At 70.1% G+C, this 15,946-nt stretch carries 16 protein-coding genes; 13 read left to right on the top strand and 3 right to left on the bottom strand.

Annotated features, from left to right (window positions below):
- Positions 1-15: 15 nt before the first annotated feature.
- Positions 16-507, bottom strand: coding sequence for an NUDIX hydrolase (locus ACO07H_RS04655; RefSeq protein WP_422011608.1), 492 nt, complete (start codon positions 505-507; stop codon positions 16-18).
- Between the two features lie 83 nt (positions 508-590).
- Between ACO07H_RS04655 and ACO07H_RS04650 the strand changes: the two genes are divergently transcribed.
- The 7 genes from ACO07H_RS04650 (at position 591) to ACO07H_RS04620 (ending at position 8,071) form a co-directional block, all read left to right on the top strand.
- Positions 591-1,718 carry a Re/Si-specific NAD(P)(+) transhydrogenase subunit alpha gene (locus tag ACO07H_RS04650; protein ID WP_422011606.1) on the top strand — a complete coding sequence of 376 codons (1,128 nt, stop codon included), beginning with the start codon at positions 591-593 and terminating at the stop codon, positions 1,716-1,718.
- Between the two features lie 2 nt (positions 1,719-1,720).
- Entirely contained in the window at positions 1,721-2,044 is a 324-nt protein-coding gene (locus ACO07H_RS04645; protein ID WP_422011604.1) for an NAD(P) transhydrogenase subunit alpha, read from the top strand.
- Positions 2,041-3,525, top strand: a complete 1,485-nt coding sequence (locus ACO07H_RS04640; protein ID WP_422011602.1) for an NAD(P)(+) transhydrogenase (Re/Si-specific) subunit beta — start codon at positions 2,041-2,043, stop codon at positions 3,523-3,525. The genes ACO07H_RS04645 and ACO07H_RS04640 overlap by 4 nt, the downstream gene beginning before the upstream one ends.
- Before the next feature lie 147 nt (positions 3,526-3,672).
- A complete protein-coding gene (locus ACO07H_RS04635) occupies positions 3,673-4,944 on the top strand; it encodes a M20/M25/M40 family metallo-hydrolase (protein WP_422011600.1) in 1,272 nt (423 codons plus the stop codon).
- A 167-nt stretch (positions 4,945-5,111) separates the two neighbouring features.
- Positions 5,112-6,782 (top strand): long-chain-fatty-acid--CoA ligase, encoded by a 1,671-nt coding sequence (locus ACO07H_RS04630; RefSeq protein ID WP_422011598.1) that lies wholly within the window; start codon positions 5,112-5,114, stop codon positions 6,780-6,782.
- 61 nt (positions 6,783-6,843) lie between these two features.
- Positions 6,844-7,320 carry a hypothetical protein gene (locus ACO07H_RS04625; RefSeq protein WP_422011596.1) on the top strand — a complete coding sequence of 159 codons (477 nt, stop codon included), beginning with the start codon at positions 6,844-6,846 and terminating at the stop codon, positions 7,318-7,320.
- 37 nt (positions 7,321-7,357) lie between these two features.
- Positions 7,358-8,071, top strand: a complete 714-nt coding sequence (locus tag ACO07H_RS04620; RefSeq protein WP_422011594.1) for a 16S rRNA (uracil(1498)-N(3))-methyltransferase — start codon at positions 7,358-7,360, stop codon at positions 8,069-8,071.
- A 26-nt stretch (positions 8,072-8,097) separates the two neighbouring features.
- On the opposite strand, the gene ACO07H_RS04615 is transcribed toward ACO07H_RS04620, so the two are convergent.
- Complete coding sequence (locus tag ACO07H_RS04615) at positions 8,098-8,619, bottom strand: hypothetical protein (protein WP_422011592.1); 522 nt, start codon at positions 8,617-8,619, stop codon at positions 8,098-8,100.
- A complete protein-coding gene (locus tag ACO07H_RS04610; protein WP_422011591.1) occupies positions 8,603-9,883 on the bottom strand; it encodes a THUMP domain-containing class I SAM-dependent RNA methyltransferase in 1,281 nt (426 codons plus the stop codon). The genes ACO07H_RS04615 and ACO07H_RS04610 overlap by 17 nt, the downstream gene beginning before the upstream one ends.
- Positions 9,884-9,964: 81 nt before the next feature.
- On the opposite strand from ACO07H_RS04610, the gene ACO07H_RS04605 reads away from it, so the two are divergent.
- The 6 genes from ACO07H_RS04605 to mnhG are packed head-to-tail and all read left to right on the top strand — an operon-like array spanning position 9,965 to position 15,944.
- Positions 9,965-12,865: a monovalent cation/H+ antiporter subunit A gene (locus ACO07H_RS04605; protein ID WP_422011589.1), complete on the top strand. Its 2,901-nt coding sequence runs from the start codon at positions 9,965-9,967 to the stop codon at positions 12,863-12,865.
- The gene (locus tag ACO07H_RS04600; protein WP_422011587.1) at positions 12,865-13,209 is read left to right on the top strand and encodes a Na+/H+ antiporter subunit C; all 345 of its coding nucleotides are present in this window, start codon (positions 12,865-12,867) and stop codon (positions 13,207-13,209) included. Before ACO07H_RS04605 ends, ACO07H_RS04600 begins: the two co-directional genes overlap by 1 nt.
- On the top strand, positions 13,206-14,840 hold the full coding sequence (locus ACO07H_RS04595) for a monovalent cation/H+ antiporter subunit D (RefSeq protein ID WP_422011585.1): 1,635 nt from the start codon (positions 13,206-13,208) through the stop codon (positions 14,838-14,840). The genes ACO07H_RS04600 and ACO07H_RS04595 overlap by 4 nt, the downstream gene beginning before the upstream one ends.
- Entirely contained in the window at positions 14,837-15,322 is a 486-nt protein-coding gene (locus ACO07H_RS04590) for a Na+/H+ antiporter subunit E (protein WP_422011583.1), read from the top strand. Before ACO07H_RS04595 ends, ACO07H_RS04590 begins: the two co-directional genes overlap by 4 nt.
- Positions 15,319-15,594 carry a K+/H+ antiporter subunit F gene (locus ACO07H_RS04585; RefSeq protein WP_422011581.1) on the top strand — a complete coding sequence of 92 codons (276 nt, stop codon included), beginning with the start codon at positions 15,319-15,321 and terminating at the stop codon, positions 15,592-15,594. Before ACO07H_RS04590 ends, ACO07H_RS04585 begins: the two co-directional genes overlap by 4 nt.
- Positions 15,594-15,944, top strand: a complete 351-nt coding sequence (gene mnhG / locus ACO07H_RS04580; RefSeq protein WP_422011579.1) for a monovalent cation/H(+) antiporter subunit G — start codon at positions 15,594-15,596, stop codon at positions 15,942-15,944. Before ACO07H_RS04585 ends, mnhG begins: the two co-directional genes overlap by 1 nt.
- Positions 15,945-15,946 lie beyond the last annotated feature (2 nt).

Genomic DNA, 15,946 nt, shown 5'->3' with positions numbered 1-15,946 from the left:
TGTCCCGCAGGGGCTTCAGGCCTGTTTCACCGAGGGCTGATGCAGCGACGGGTGTGCATTCACCGCGTCCAGCGGCAGGCGGCGCCCGGCCGCATGGTCGCGCACGCACTGCAGCACCAGCGGGCTGCGGTGGCGGTCAGTGCAGGCCGCGAGTTCCGCTTCGCTCATCCACAGCGTGCGCTGGATGCCCTGGTCGAGCGCGCGCCCGGCGATGGCCTCGCCCACCGAGCCGCTGAAGGCCAGCCGCACATAGGTGACGTCCTCAGACCGCGCCGGCCGCAGGAAGCGCGCGAGGTAGACGCCCAGGAAGGCCTCGGGCACGAAGTGCCGCGCCGTCTCCTCCAGCGCTTCGCGCACGACGGCTTCGACCGGGCTCTCGCCCTGCTCCAGGTGGCCGGCGGGGTTGTTCAGCATCAGGCCTTCGGGGGTCTCCTCCTCGACGAGCAGGTAGCGGCCGGCGCGGGCAATCACGGCCGCGACAGTGACGCTGGGGCGGAACCGATCCATCAGACTTCCTCTCGCATTCCCGAAGTGGGCAGGCGCAGGCATTGTGTAAGCTGCCGCGCACCCCTGCCCCAGGAGGAGATTTCATGCAGATCGGCGTCCCGCGCGAACGCGCAGCCGGAGAAACCCGTGTGGCGGTCACGCCCGAAACGGCCAAGAAGCTCAAGGCCCAGGGCCACACGCTGCGCATCGAGCGCGGTGCCGGCGTGGCCGCCAGCGTCACCGACGCCGCCTATGAGGCGGTGGGCTGCGAGATCGTCGACCAGGCCACCGCGCTGGGCAGCGAGCTGGTGCTGAAGGTGCGGGCACCGGGCGCCGACGAGCTGCCGCTGATGAAGGCGGGCGGCGCGCTGGTCGGCATGCTCAACCCCTTCGACCGCGACGGCCTCACGGCCATCGCCGGGGCCGGGCTGACCAGCTTCGCGCTGGAGGCCGCGCCGCGCACGACGCGGGCGCAGAGCATGGACGTGCTGTCCAGCCAGGCCAACATCGCCGGCTACAAGGCCGTGATGATCGCGGCCGACCGCTACCAGCGCTTCTTCCCGATGCTGATGACGGCGGCCGGCACCGTGAAGGCGGCGCGCGTGGTCATCCTGGGCGTTGGCGTCGCGGGCCTGCAGGCCATCGCCACGGCCAAGCGGCTGGGCGCCGTCATCGAGGCCAGCGACGTGCGGCCCTCGGTGAAGGAGCAGGTCGAGTCGCTGGGCGGCAAGTTCATCGACGTGCCCTACGAGACGGCCGAGGAGAAGGAAGCGGCCGAGGGCGTGGGCGGCTATGCGAGGCCCATGCCGCAGAGCTGGCTGGACCGCCAGAAGGCCGAGGTCGCCAAGCGCGTGGCGGCGGCCGACATCGTCATCACGACCGCGCTGATCCCGGGCCGTGCGGCGCCGGTGCTGGTCACCGAAGAGATGGTGAAGAGCATGAAGCCGGGCTCGGTCATCGTCGACATCGCCGCGGGCAAGGGCGAGGGGGCGGGCGGCAACTGCCCGCTGACCGAAGCGGGCAAGACCGTCGTGAAGCACGGCGTCGTCATCGTCGGCGAGACCAACCTGCCGGCGCTGGTCGCGGCCGATGCGTCGGCGCTGTACGCCCGCAACGTGCTGGACTTCCTGAAGCTCGTCATCACCAAGGAGGGCACGTTCAACGTGCCGCTGGATGACGACATCGTCGCGGCCTGCCGCGTCACGCAAGACGGCCAAGTCACGAGGGCATGACCATGGAACTGGTTGACCACACCATCATCAATCTCATCATCTTCGTGCTGGCCATCTACGTGGGCTACCACGTGGTCTGGACGGTGACGCCCGCGCTGCACACGCCGCTGATGGCCGTCACCAACGCCATCTCGGCCATCGTCATCGTCGGCGCCATGATGGCCGCGGCGCTGACCGAGACGCCGTTCGCCAAGGGCATGGGCGTGCTGGCCGTGGCGCTGGCGGCGGTGAACATCTTCGGCGGCTTCCTCGTCACGCGGCGAATGCTGGAGATGTTCAGGAAGAAGGACAAGAAGCCCGCGACCGCCAAGGAGGGCCAGGCATGAGCCTCAATCTCGTCACGCTGCTCTACCTCGTCGCCAGCGTCTGCTTCATCCAGGCGCTGAAGGGCCTGTCGCACCCGACGACGTCCATCCGCGGCAACCTGTTCGGCATGGCCGGCATGGCCATCGCCGTGCTGACCACCGGCGCGCTGATCATCAAGCTCGCCGCTGGACCTTCCATCGGCATGGGCCTGGCCTGGGTGCTGCTGGGCCTGGTCGTCGGTGGCGGCTTCGGCGCGTGGAAGGCCAAGACGGTCGAGATGACCAAGATGCCCGAGCTGGTCGCGTTCTTCCACAGCATGATCGGCCTGGCCGCCGTGGCCATCGCCGTGGCGGCCGTGGCGGAGCCGGCGGCGTTCGGCATCACGCCGCCGCTGGATGCCGCGCTGGCGGCCATCGCGCCGGAGGACGGCGTGGCGGCGCGGGCGCTGGCGCCCATCCCGGGCGGCAACCGCATCGAGCTGGCGCTGGGCGCCTTCATCGGCGCGATCACGTTCACGGGGTCGGTCATCGCCTGGGGCAAGTTGTCGGGCGGCAGCAAGTTCCGCCTGTTCCAGGGCGCGCCGGTGGTGTTCAAGGGGCAGCATGCGCTGAACGCGCTGCTGGGCCTGGCGTCGGCCTTCTTCGTGTTCGGCTTCTGGCACTCGCAGTCGCCCATCGACTTCGGTCTCATCGTGCTGCTGGGCCTGCTGCTGGGCGTGCTGCTCATCATTCCCATCGGCGGCGCGGACATGCCGGTCGTCGTGTCCATGCTCAACAGCTACTCGGGCTGGGCGGCGGCGGGCATCGGCTTCTCGCTGAACAACCCGATGCTGATCATCTCGGGGTCGCTGGTGGGCTCGTCGGGCGCGATCCTGAGCTACATCATGTGCAAGGCGATGAACCGCTCGTTCTTCAACGTCATCCTGGGCGGCTTCGGCGGTGAAGCGGGCACGGTCGCCGCAGGCGCGGCGCAGCAGCGCAACGTGAAGAGCGGCAGCGCCGACGACGCGGCCTTCGTGCTGGGCAATGCCGAGAGCGTGGTCATCGTGCCGGGCTACGGCCTGGCCGTGGCGCGCGCCCAGCATGCGGTGAAGGAGCTGGCGGCCAAGCTCACCGAGAAGGGCATCAGCGTCAAGTACGCCATCCACCCGGTGGCGGGCCGCATGCCGGGCCACATGAACGTGCTGCTGGCCGAGGCCGAGGTGCCGTACGACCAGGTCTTCGAGATGGAAGACATCAACGGCGAGTTCGGCCAGGTGGACGTGGCCATCATCCTGGGCGCCAACGACGTCGTGAACCCGGCCGCGCACGTGAAGGGCAGCCCCATCTACGGCATGCCCATCCTTGAGGCCTACAAGGCCAAGACCATCATCGTCAACAAGCGCTCCATGGCCGCCGGCTATGCGGGCCTGGACAACGAGTTGTTCTACATGGACAAGACCATGATGGTGTTCGGCGATGCGAAGAAGGTCGTCGAGGACATGCTCAAGGCCGTGGAGTGAGGGCTGCGGCGCTGGTTCGGCGCCTCCTCCGCCTCGCCTGAACAGGCGGTTATCCCCCACGCACGCCGGCCCGGCCCCGTGGCACAGTGGCGGCCCCTGCGGTCCGAATGAAGGCCGCGCCCCCATTCGAGGATCAGGAGAGCCCCCATGTCGATCTCGCTTCACTCCGGGCTGCGGCCCCTGGCGCTGGCCGCCTTCACGCTGCTGGCCTGCACACCGGCGCTGGCCGCGCCCACGTGGATCACCATCGGCGAGCGCGCCCACGCGCTGCTGGTGCGCAGCGCGCCGCAGGCCCGCGAGCTGTCGGTGCGCAGCGTCGACGTCAACATGCCGGCCGCACGCGGCAAGCGCGCCGCGCTGGTCAAGGGCAGCGAGAAGGTCTACGCGATGGAGGTGGACGACGCCGACCTGCCCGTGCTGACGGACGCGGTGCACGACGAGCTGCGCCGCTGCGGCGGCTTCATCCAGCACGCGTCGGCGGCCGAGGCGCTGGCCACGCTGACCCGCCTGCAGGCCACGCCCGAGCCCACGATCGCACCCAGCTACGTCATCGACAACCAGGCCGCGGTGAACGCGATGCTGCCGCAGATGCAGGCGAGCAACATCCTCGCCACCATCCAGTCGCTGTCCGACTTCCAGAACCGCCGCCACACCAGCTCGCACGGCGCGGCCGCGTCGAACTGGCTGGCCACGAAGTGGGCGGCGATGGGCGAGGCGCGCCGCGACGTGCGCGTCACGCAGATCGCGCACACCGGCACCAACTTCCAGCAGAAGTCCGTGATGATGGAAATCCTGGGCACCGGCAACGGGCGCGAAGTGATCGTGCTGGGCGGCCACCTGGACTCCATCGTCAGCGGCAATGTCGAGACCGTGCGCGCCCCGGGCGCCGACGACGATGCCAGCGGCGTAGCCAGCATGACGGAAGTGATCCGCGTGCTGCTGGCCAGCAACTACCAGCCCAAGCGCACGCTGCGCTTCATCGCCTACGCGGGCGAGGAAGCCGGCCTGCTGGGCAGCAAGCAGATCGTGGCCAACCTGGGCAACGAGCGCACCAAGGTCGTCGGCGTGATGCAGCTCGACATGACGGCCTACCAGGGCAGCGCGACCGACCTGTGGATCTACACCGACTACACCAACGCCGCGCAGAACACCTTCGTGGCCAACCTGGCCGCCACCTACCTGCCCGAGCTGTCGGTGGGCTACGACGTCTGCGGCTACGGCTGCTCGGACCACGCGTCCTGGCATGCGGCGGGCTACCCGGCCTCGTTCCCGTTCGAGGCGAGCTTCGCCACGGACAACCGCAACATCCACACGGTGAACGACACCATCGCCAACTTCGGCGGCACCGCCAACCATGCGCTGAAGTTCAGCAAGCTGGGGCTGGCGTTCGTCGTGGAGCTGGGCAGCGACGGCCCCTGAGCCCGCCAGGGGCCCGATGACCGCGCCGGCTCGGCGTGGCGGCGGCGGGTGTGCGCGACCCCGTGGCGCGACCCGCATGGCCCCGCCCGGGGTGCGATATCGAATCCCCTGAGCGGCGTCACGCCGGTGATGGGCCAGAATCGCCGAAACACAGAAGGAGACAAGGCATGGAGCCGATCTGGCTGAAGCAATACCCGGCCGAGGTGCCTCGCGACATCAACACGTCGATCTATCCCAGCCTGGTCGACCTGCTGGACACGTCGTTCAGGAAGAACGCCGCCAAGCCGGCCTACCTGATGATGGGCAAGCGCATCAGCTTCGCGCAGGTGGACGAGGCGTCGCGCGCCTTCGCCGCCTACCTGCAGAGCCTGGGCCTGGAGAAGGGCGACCGCGTCGCGCTGATGATGCCCAACCTGTTCCAGTACCCGGTCGCCGTGGCGGCCGTGCTGCGCGCGGGCTATGTGGTCGTCAACGTGAACCCGCTGTACACGCCGCGCGAGCTGGAGCACCAGCTCAAGGACTCCGGCGCCAAGGCCATCGTCATCATCGAGAACTTCGCCTCGGTGCTGCAGCAGGTCATCCGCAGCGTGCCGACCAAGCACATCATCCTGGCGGCGATGGGCGACATGCTGGGCTTGAAGGGTCTGATCGTCAACTACGTCGTGCGCAAGGTGAAGAAGATGGTGCCGGCGTTCGAGCTGCCGGGTGCCGTCAAGTTCAACGATGCGCTGTCCAAGGGCCGCAGCCTGACCTACAAGGCCCCCAAGCTCGGCCCGGACGACATCGCCGTGCTGCAGTACACCGGCGGCACCACCGGCGTGTCCAAGGGTGCCGTGCTGCTGCACCGCAACCTCGTCGCCAACATCCTGCAGAGCGAAGCCTGGTACCAGCCGGCGCTCAAGAAGATCCCGCGCGGCGAGCAGGTCGTCACCATCTGTGCGCTGCCGCTGTATCACATCTTCGGCTTCAACACGAACATGATGCTGTCCATGCACATGGGCGGCGCCAATGTGCTGGTGCCCAACCCGCGTGACCTGCCGGCCATGTTCAAGGAGTTGGCGCAGCACCGTTTCCACAGCTTCCCGGCCGTCAACACGCTGTTCATGGCGATGGCCAACCATCCGGAGTTCGGCACGGTGGACTGGAGCAAGCTGGTCATCTCGGTGGGCGGCGGCATGGCCGTGCAGCAGGCCACGGCCAAGCTGTGGCTGGAGAAGACCGGCTGCCCCATCGTCGAGGGCTACGGCCTGTCCGAGACCTCGCCGTCGGCCACCTGCAACCCCGCCGACAGCACGGCCTACAGCGGCACCATCGGCCTGCCCATGCCGCTGACCGAACTCAAGCTGCTGGATGACGACGGCAACGAAGTGCCCATGGGCCAGCCCGGCGAGATCGCCATCCGCGGCCCGCAGGTCATGGCCGGCTACTGGCAGCGCCCGGACGAGACCGCCAAGGTCATGACGGCCGACAACTTCTTCCGCACCGGCGACATCGGCACCGTCGATGAACGCGGTTACTTCAAGATCGTCGACCGCAAGAAGGACATGATCCTCGTCAGCGGTTTCAACGTGTACCCGAACGAGGTCGAGGACGTGCTGACGATGATGCCCGGCATCCTGGAATGCGCCGCGGTGGGCGTGCCGGACGCGAAGGCCGGCGAGGCCGTGAAGGTCGTCATCGTGAAGAAAGACCCGAATGTCACGGAAGCGGACGTTCGTGCTTACTGCGAAGCCAACCTGACCGGCTACAAACGTCCGAAGATTGTCGAGTTCCGTACCGAACTGCCCAAGACCCCGGTCGGCAAGATTCTGCGCAGGGAGTTGCGGGACAAGAGCTGAACGCCTGACCCCCGACAACACCTGCGCGCGGTGATCCCGCTCGCGGGCGAGACCTGACACCGTGCTGGACCTGTTGCATTCCAAGACCGATGCCGGCCGCGCCGAAATCCGTGCGCGCACCTTGCCGCTGTCGCGCGCCGCGCGCAACCTGCTGCTCGTGCTGGACGCGAGCAAGCCGGCCGGTGAATGGCTGCGCCTCGTCACGGGTGCGACGCCCGCCGACCTCGACACGCTGCGCCAGCACGGCCTCATCGCCCCGCAAGGCACGGCCTCCCCCGTCGCCGCGACTGCTGCCGCGCCGGTCGGCTTCGCCGCCGATTCGACGATGGCGGACCGCGCCGCGCTGTACACCTATCTGAGTGGCGACGCAGCCAAGCTGCTGGGCCCGTTCAAGGGCTATGCGTTCGCGCTGGAGGTCGAACGTTGCGACAGCCTGGCCGCGCTGCAGGCGCTGGCGCTGCAGTTCGTCGAACGCGTGCACAAGGCCAAGGGCGACGCCGTGGCCGCCGCCGTGCGCCAGTCGCTGGGCCTGCGCTGAGGGACACTCGGGGCCCGCCCGTTTTCTGTCTGCCGCCTTGCCCCGCTTCTTCGTCGACACCCCGCTCGTCCAGCCCGGCGAGATCGCGCTGCCGCCCGGTGCCGCGCGCCACGTGCAGGTGCTGCGCCTGCAGCCCGGCGATGCGCTGACGCTGTTCGACGGCAGCGGCCCGGAATGGCAGGCCGAGGTCACGGCCATGGGTCGCAGCGAGGTGCGCGTGCAACTGCTGGCCGCCACGCAGCCGCAGCGCGAGCTGGTGCGCGCCATCACGCTGGCCGTCGTCATGCCGGCCAACGACCGCATGGACTTCATCGTCGAGAAGGCCACCGAGCTGGGCGCTGCGGCGCTGCAGCCGCTGGTGTCCGAGCGCTCGGTGCTGCGCCTGGCCGGCGAGCGTGCCGACAAGAAGCGCGCGCACTGGCAGGGCGTGGCCGTCGCCGCGGCCGAGCAGAGCGGCCGCACCGTGCCCTTGCGTGTCGAGCCGGTGCAGCCGCTGGCCGCCTGGCTGGCGGCACTGCCTGCGCCGGCCGACGATGAATGGCGCGGCCTGCTGAGCCCGAGCGCCGCGCAGCCGCTGGCCGCCTTTGCGCAGCCGCGGGCGCTGTTCCTCAGCGGCCCCGAGGGCGGCCTGAGCGATGCCGAGGAAGAGGCGGCCCGTGCGCGCGGCTTCGCGGCCGTCAGCCTGGGCCCGCGCATCCTGCGCGCCGATACCGCGCCGCTGGCCGTGCTGTCCTGGCTCGCGTTGACCTGACCTCACGCGCGGCGGCGTGTGATGGCTCAGCGCCGGTCGTGCTGAAGGTATTCGGCCGCCATCTGCTGCGCCAACGGCTCGGGCTTGAGCCGCTGCAGCGCGGCCAGCCCCAGGTCGCGCTGCGTGACAAACAGCGGCGTGCCAATGCGCAGGCCCACGATGGCACCGCCGTCGCCGATCTGCGGCAGCAGCGGGTACACGCGCAGGCGCAGCACCAGCGTGTCCTGACCGTCGTCGAACACGGCCGTCTCGACCAGCGTGCCGCAGCCCAGCCGGTCGGCCTGCTGCAGCAGCGCGAGGCCGGCGGCCTCGGGGTCCACCTGCTCGCTGGACGCCGTCATCGCGTAGACGCGCCGGCCCGCGGCCTCCAGCGTGCCCGTGACGCCGGCGTTGAAGCGGGCGTTGAGCCCGTCCCAGTCCGGCCCGTCGCGCGCCGGCAGGTTGCGCCCCTGGCCGAACACCAGCGTGCAGGGCGCGGCTTGCGCCACGGCAGCCGCAGCAGCCAGCGCCAGCAGCGCCGCGGCGATCAGCTCACGCAGCCCCGCCATCCTCGGCCGGCTTGCGTGCCGAACCCTTGACGAGGTCGAAGCGGAACAGCCGGCACTCGATGGGGCCGTTCCACATCGGCACGCGGCGCGATTCCTTCAGCCGCATCCTGCTGGGCAGCTTCATGTCGGGGCTGAGCATCCAGGCCGTCCAGCCGGCCGGGTTCCCGGTGTACTGGCGTTTCCAGTGCGCGGCCAGCCGCGGGAAGAAATCGTCGCCGGCATCGCGCTCCTCGCTGCCGCCGGCGTCACGGGTCATCGCGGCCTTGCCACGCACCTCGATGCGCTCGCCATAGGGCGGGTTCATGACGATGCTGCCCGCCATGCCCTCAGGCAGTTGCGGCGCCGGCCGCTCCAGCGCGTCGCCGCCGTTGAACTGGATGTACTGCGCCACGCCCGCGCGCTCGGCATTGCGGCGCGCGAAGTCGACCATGCGGAAGGCCACGTCGCTGGCGTAGATGGGCACGGCTGGTGCGTGCACGCGGGCGCGCGCCGCTTGAGCCATCTCGCCCCACGCGGCCTTCAGCGCCGGCGTGGAGAACGGGATCTGCCGCTCGAAGGCGAAGCGGCGCAGCAGGCCGGGGGCGGAGTCGCAGGCGATCAGCGCGGCCTCGATGGGGATGGTGCCGGAGCCGCAGCAGGGGTCGTGCAGCGCGCCTCCCGTTTCAGCAGTGCCGCGCCAGCCGGCGGCGGCCAGCATCGCGGCGGCCAGCGTTTCCTTCAGCGGCGCATCGCCCTTGTCGACGCGCCAGCCGCGCTTGAAGAGGGGCTCGCCGGACGTGTCGACATAGATCGCCGCGCGCTCGGGGCCGACATGCAGCAGCACCGGCAGGTCGGGCGAGTGCGTGTCGACGCTGGGGCGCTCGCCGGTGAATTCGCGCAACTGGTCGCAGATCGCGTCCTTGATGCGCAGCGTCGTGAAGTTCAGGCTCTTCAGCGGCGAGCGCTGGGCGATGGTGTCGACGCGGATCGTCTCGCGCGGCGTGATCCAGTCGCGCCAGTCGACGCGGCGGGCCAGCGCGTACAGGTCTTCCTCATGGCGGTACGGGCCTTCGATCAGCTCGACGAGCACGCGCTGCGCCAGCCGGCTTTCGAGGTTGATGCGCAGCACGTCCTCGGCCGTGCCGACCAGGCCGCAACCGCCGCGCAGGGGCTCGACCTTGCTGCGCACGCCGGGCGGCAGGAAGCGCTTCAGTTCTTCTTCGAGCAGGGGTTCGACGCCGCCGGGGCAGGACACGAACAGGGACAGTTTGTTGGGCAGGCTCACGGGCCGTATTGTCGCCGGCCGACCGGCCCGCGGGCGCGCGTCGGCCAGGCCTGCCGCATCGAGAAAGTAGACTGCCCCGCGATGTCCCTGCTGCTGCTCCTGATCTTGCCGTTCCTCGGCAGCGCCGTCGCCGCGCTGCTGCCGACCAATGCCCGCAATGCCGAGTCGCTGTGGGCGGCCCTGACGGCGCTGGCGCTGGTGATTCCGCTGGCACTGCTGTACCCGGAAGTGAGTGCAGGTGCGGTCGTGTCCGAACGGCTGGCCTGGCTGCCGGCGCTCGGGATCGACATCGTCGTGCGCCTGGACGGCTTCGCGTGGATGTTCGCGATGCTGGTCACCGGCATGGGGCTGCTGGTCATCATCTACGCGCGCTACTACCTGTCGCCGGAGGACCCGGCCGCGCGCTTTTACTCGCTGCTGCTGGGCTTCATGGGCGCGATGCTGGGCGTGGTGGTGTCGGGCAACCTGGTGCAGCTGGTCGTGTTCTGGGAGCTGACCAGCGTCTTCTCCTTCCTGCTGATCGGCTACTGGACGCACCGCAAGGACGCCCGCCGCGGCGCCCGCATGGCCTTCACCGTCACGGCCACCGGCGGCCTGGCGCTGCTGGCCGGCGTGCTGGTGCTGGGCCACATCGTCGGCAGCTTCGAGCTGGACGCGGTGCTCGCGGCCGGCGACGTCGTGCGGGCCCACGCGCTGTACCCGCTGGCGCTGGGCCTGATCCTGCTGGGCGCGCTGACCAAGAGCGCGCAGTTCCCCTTCCACTTCTGGCTGCCGCATGCGATGACCGCGCCCACGCCGGTGTCGGCCTACCTGCACTCGGCGACCATGGTGAAGGCCGGTGTGTTCCTGCTGGCGCGGCTGTGGCCGGTGCTGTCCGGGACGGATGTGTGGTTCTGGACGGTCGGCGGTGCCGGGCTCGTCACGCTGCTGCTGGGCAGCTACGTGGCGATGTTCCAGAACGACCTGAAGGGGCTGCTCGCGTACTCGACGATCAGTCATCTGGGCCTGATCACGCTGCTGCTGGGCCTGAACAGCCCCGTCGCGGCTGTCGCGGCGGTCTTCCACATGCTGAACCACGCCACCTTCAAGGCGTCGCTGTTCATGTCGGTGGGCATCATCGACCACGAGACCGGCACGCGCGACATGCGCCGGCTGGACGGCCTGTTCCGCTTCATGCCCATCACCGGCACGCTGGCCATCGTGGCCTGCGCGGCGATGGCCGGCGTGCCGCTGCTCAACGGCTTCCTGTCCAAGGAGATGTTCTTCGCCGAGACCGTGTTCGTCAGCGCGCACCCGGCCATCGAGTACGGCCTGCCGGCCGCGGCCACGCTGGCCGGCATCTTCGCGGTCGTCTACTCGCTGCGCTTCGGCCATGACGTGTTCTTCGGCCACCCGCCGGTGGACTGCCCGCGCCAGCCGCACGAGCCCACGCACTGGATGCGCGTGCCGGTGGAGCTGCTGGTGCTGGCCTGCGTCGTCGTCGGCACGCTGCCGGGCTGGTCGGTCGGGCCGCTGCTGGAAACCGCTGCGCGGCCGGTGGTGGGCGGCACGCTGCCCGAGTACAGCCTGGCGCTGTGGCACGGCTTCAACACGCCGCTGATGATGAGCCTCGTCGCGATGGCCGGCGGGCTGCTCGTCTACCTGCGCTTCGCCGAGCGTTTCAAGCAGATGAACGGTGTGCCGCTGCTGCAGCGCCTGAACGGCAAGCGCCTGTTCGAGCGCGCGATGGCGCTGGCGTCGGACGGCGCGCGCCGCCTCGTGCTGCACCTGAGCACCAAGCGGCTGCAACCGCAGCTGTTCGCGATGCTGTTCATCGCCACCGCGGCGGGCGTCGCGTCGTCGCTGATCGTGCCGCTGAGCTGGGGCGACCGCGCCCGCGTGCCTGCCACGCCGGAGTTCGTGCTGCTGTGGGGCGTGGCCGGGGCCTGCGCGCTGGGTGCCGCCTACCAGGCCAAGTTCCATCGCCTGGCCGCGCTGACGATGCTGGGCGTCGTGGGCCTGGCGCTGTGCATCACCTTTGCGTGGTTCTCCGCACCCGATCTGGCCTTGACGCAGCTGGCGGTGGAGGTGGTCACGCTGGTGCTGTTCCTGCTCGGGCTGCGCTGGCTGCCGCATCGGCGCGAGCAGGACGCCCCGCCCGCGCTCGCGCGCAACCGCTGGCGCCGCCGCCGCGACCTCCTGCTGGCGGTGGGCATAGGCGCGGGCCTGTCGGCGTTGTCGTTCGCGCTGTTGACGCGCCACGCGCCGCTGTCCATCTCTCCCTTCTTCATCGCCGAGGCGCTACCCCGGGGCGGTGGCACCAACGTCGTCAACGTGATGCTGGTGGACTTCCGCGCCTTCGACACGCTGGGCGAGATCACGGTGCTGAGCATCGTCGGCCTCACGGTCTACGCGTTGCTGCGGCGCTTCCGCCCCGCGCGCGAGACGGTGGACCGTACGGCGCAGCAGCAGGTCGCCGCCGGTGCCGACCTGACCGACCCCGATGCCGATGGCGACCATTTCCTGCCACCCTACCTGGAGGTGCCTGCCGTGCTGGTGCGCCTGCTGCTGCCGGTGGCGGGCCTGTTCGCGTTTCACCTCTTCATGCGCGGTCACAACGAGCCGGGCGGCGGCTTCGTGGCCGGCCTGGTGCTGGCCATCGCCTTCATCGCGCAGTACATGGTCAGCGGCACGCGCTGGGTGGAGGCGCGCATGGAGCTGCTGCCCACGCGCTGGATCGCCATCGGCCTGCTGGTGGCGCTGGCCACGGGGGCCGGCGCGCTGGCGCTGGGCTATCCCTTTCTGACCACGCACACCGCGCATGTCACGTGGCCGCTGGTGGGCGACGTCCATTTGCCGACGGCGGCGCTGTTCGACCTGGGCGTGTTCGCGGTGGTCGTGGGCTCCACGCTGCTGCTGCTGACGGCCATCGCCCACCAGTCGCTGCGTGCACGGCGCCGGCAGCTGTTGGTGGCCACGCCTTCGGAAGCGGGAGCGCACTGATGGAATTCATTGTTTCGATCGCCATCGGCGTGCTGGGTGGCGCCGGCGTGTGGCTGGTGCTGCGGCCGCGGACCTTCCAGGTGCTGATCGGCCTGTCGCTGCTGTCGTATGCGATCAACTTCTTCATCTTCAGCGTGGGGAGCCTGGCCATCGGCCGCGAGCCCATCGTGCGGCCGGGCCTGACGCCGGACCTCGTCAACTACAGCGACCCGCTGCCGCAGTCGCTGGTGCTGACGGCCATCGTCATCGGCTTCGCCACCACGGCGCTGTTCCTGGTCGTGCTGCTGGCGCTGCGCGGCCTGTCCGGCGGCGACCACGTGGACGGCCAGGAGGAGGCGCCTTGATCGCGCTCGAACACCTGCTGGTGTTGCCCGTCCTGCTGCCGCTGGCCACGGCGGCGCTGATGCTGCTGGGTGACCGCAGCCGCGGCTTCAAGGCCGCGGCCAACGTGGTCTCCGCGGCGCTGGGCCTCGTCATCGCGGTGCTGCTGCTGCAAGGCGTGGACGTGCGCGGGCCGGCGGCCTTCGGCGTCTACCTGCCGGGCAACTGGTCGGTGCCGTTCGGCATCGTCCTCGTCGCGGACCGGCTGTCTGCCTTGATGCTGGTGTTGACCGGTGCCGTCGGCCTGGCCGCCGCGCTGTACGCGCTGGCGCGCTGGCAGCAGGCGGGCGTGTACTTCCACGTGCTGTTCCAGCTGCAGCTGATGGGCCTGTACGGCGCCTTCCTGACGGCCGACCTGTTCAACCTGTTCGTCTTCTTCGAGGTGCTGCTGGCGGCCAGCTACGGCCTGCTGCTGCACGGCGGCGGCGCGCCGCGCGTGCGCGCCGGGCTGCACTACATCGCCATCAACCTGGTCGCGTCGCTGCTGTTCCTCGTCGGCGTGGCCGTGCTGTACGGCGTCACCGGCACGCTGAACATGGCCGACATCGCGCAGAAGCTGCCGCTGGTGCCCGAGAGCGACCGCGGCCTGCTGCATGCGGGCGCGGCCATCCTGGCCATCGCCTTCCTCGCCAAGGCGGCGCTGTGGCCGCTGAACTCGTGGCTGCCGCCCGCCTACGCCGCCGCCAGCGCACCGGCAGCGGCCGTGTTCGCCATCCTCACCAAGGTCGGCGTCTACGCGGTGCTGCGGCTGTGGACGCTGTGCTTCCCCGCAGGCGCGGGTGCCTCCGCCGGCTTCGGCGGGGAGGTGCTGGTCTGGGGCGGGCTGGCGACGCTGATGTTCGGGTCGATCGGCATGCTGGCCTCGCAGCAACTGGCGCGGCTGGCCGCGTTCAGTGTCATCGCGTCCTCAGGCACGCTCATCGCGACCATCGGCTTCGACGCGCCGGCCCTCAGCAGTGGCGCCCTGTTCTACCTCGGCAGCTCCACGCTGGCCGGCTGCGCGATGTTCCTGCTGGTGGAGCTGCTGGAGCGCTCGCGGCAGGCAGCGGCCGACCCGGCCGAAGTCGACGACGGCGACATCGCGCTGACCAGCTTCCTCGACGCCGACGTGTCGGCGAATGCCAACCTCGACGACGACCAGCAGGTGCTCGTCGGCCGCGCGATCCCGGCGGCGCTGGCCTTCCTGGGCGTCACCTTCACCGTCTGCGCGATGGTGACGGCGGGGCTGCCGCCGCTGTCGGGCTTCGTCGCCAAGCTGGCGATGCTGACGGCGCTGCTGGAGCTGCGCACGGGCGCGGCCTGGATGCTGTTCGCGCTGTTGATCGTCTCGGGCCTGTGCGCCGCGGTGGCGCTGATGCGCGTGGGCATGCGCCATTTCTGGACCGTCCAGGACCGCCCGCCGCTGCGGCTGCGCGTCGCCGAGACGCTGCCCATCGCCGGCCTGCTGGCGGGCGCCGTGGCCATGGTGCTGCATGCCGGGTCGGTGCTGGACTACACCCGCTCGGCGGGAGAGGCGCTGCATGCCCCCGAGCTGTACATCAACGCCGTGATGGGCGCGCAGCCGGTGGTCCGCGGCGAGGGCGGCGCGCCATGAAGCTGCTGCCTGCACCCTGGCTGTCGCTCGCGCTGTTCGCCGGCTGGCTGCTGCTGACGCGCAGCTTCAGCCTCGGCCAGGCGCTGCTGGGCGGGGTCGCCGCCGTCGCCATCCCGCTGCTGCTCGCACCGCTGCGCCCGCGGCCCGTGCCGCTGAAGCGGCCGGGCGTGCTGCTGCGGCTGATCCTGCGCGTCGGCCGCGACGTCGTGTGGTCCGGCCTCAAGGTTGCCGCTGGCATCGTGCGCTCGGGCGCCAGGCCGCCGCAAGGCACTTTCGTGCGGGTGCCGCTGACGTTGCGCGACGAGCACGCGCTGGCCGCGCTGGCGATGATCACCGCGGTCATCCCGGGCAGCGTCTGGAGCGAACTCGCGGCCGACCGCAGTGCGCTGCTGATCCACATCTTCGACCTCGACGACGAGGCGGCCTTCATCGCCCACTTCAAGGCCGACTACGAACATCCGCTGAAGGAGATCTTCGAATGAGCGCCCTGCTGTCCACCGCGATCACCGTCACGCTGGGGCTGTATGCGGTGGCGATGATCCTCGGCACCTTGCGCGTCTTCCGCGGCCCGACCGCGCAGGACCGCGTGCTGGCGCTGGACTTCATCTACGTGGTCGGCATGCTGGTGATGCTGGTGCTGGCCGTGCGCTACGACAGCGAGATGTATTTCGAGGGCGCGCTGCTGATGGTGCTGCTGGGCTTCGTCAGCTCGGTGGCGCTGGCCAAGTTCCTGCTGCGTGGAGAAGTCGTCTGATGCCGCCGCTGAGCGAGATCATCGTGTCGGTGCTGCTGCTGTGCAGCGGCGTGGTCGTGCTGGTCGCGGCGCTGGGTCTGGTGCGACTGAGGGACTTCTTCCTGCGCATGCATGCGCCGGCGCTGGTGTCCACGCTCGCGGCCTGGATCGTCACGCTCGCGTCCATCGTGCACTTCAGCACCCGTGGCGGCGGCCTCGCGCTGCATGTGTGGCTGATCATCATCGTGCTGTCCATCACCGCACCGGTCACGACCATCGTGCTCGCCCGCGCCGCGCTGTTCCGGCGCCGCCAGGCGGGCGATGCGCTGCCGCCGCCGCTGCAGCGCAGCGGGAGCGACGCGTCCGAGTGACC

It is taken from the genome of Roseateles sp. (genome assembly GCF_965229315.1).
In the GTDB taxonomy this organism is placed as follows: Bacteria; Pseudomonadota; Gammaproteobacteria; order Burkholderiales; family Burkholderiaceae_C; genus Pelomonas.
This window is presented reverse-complemented; position numbering and strand designations above follow the sequence as displayed.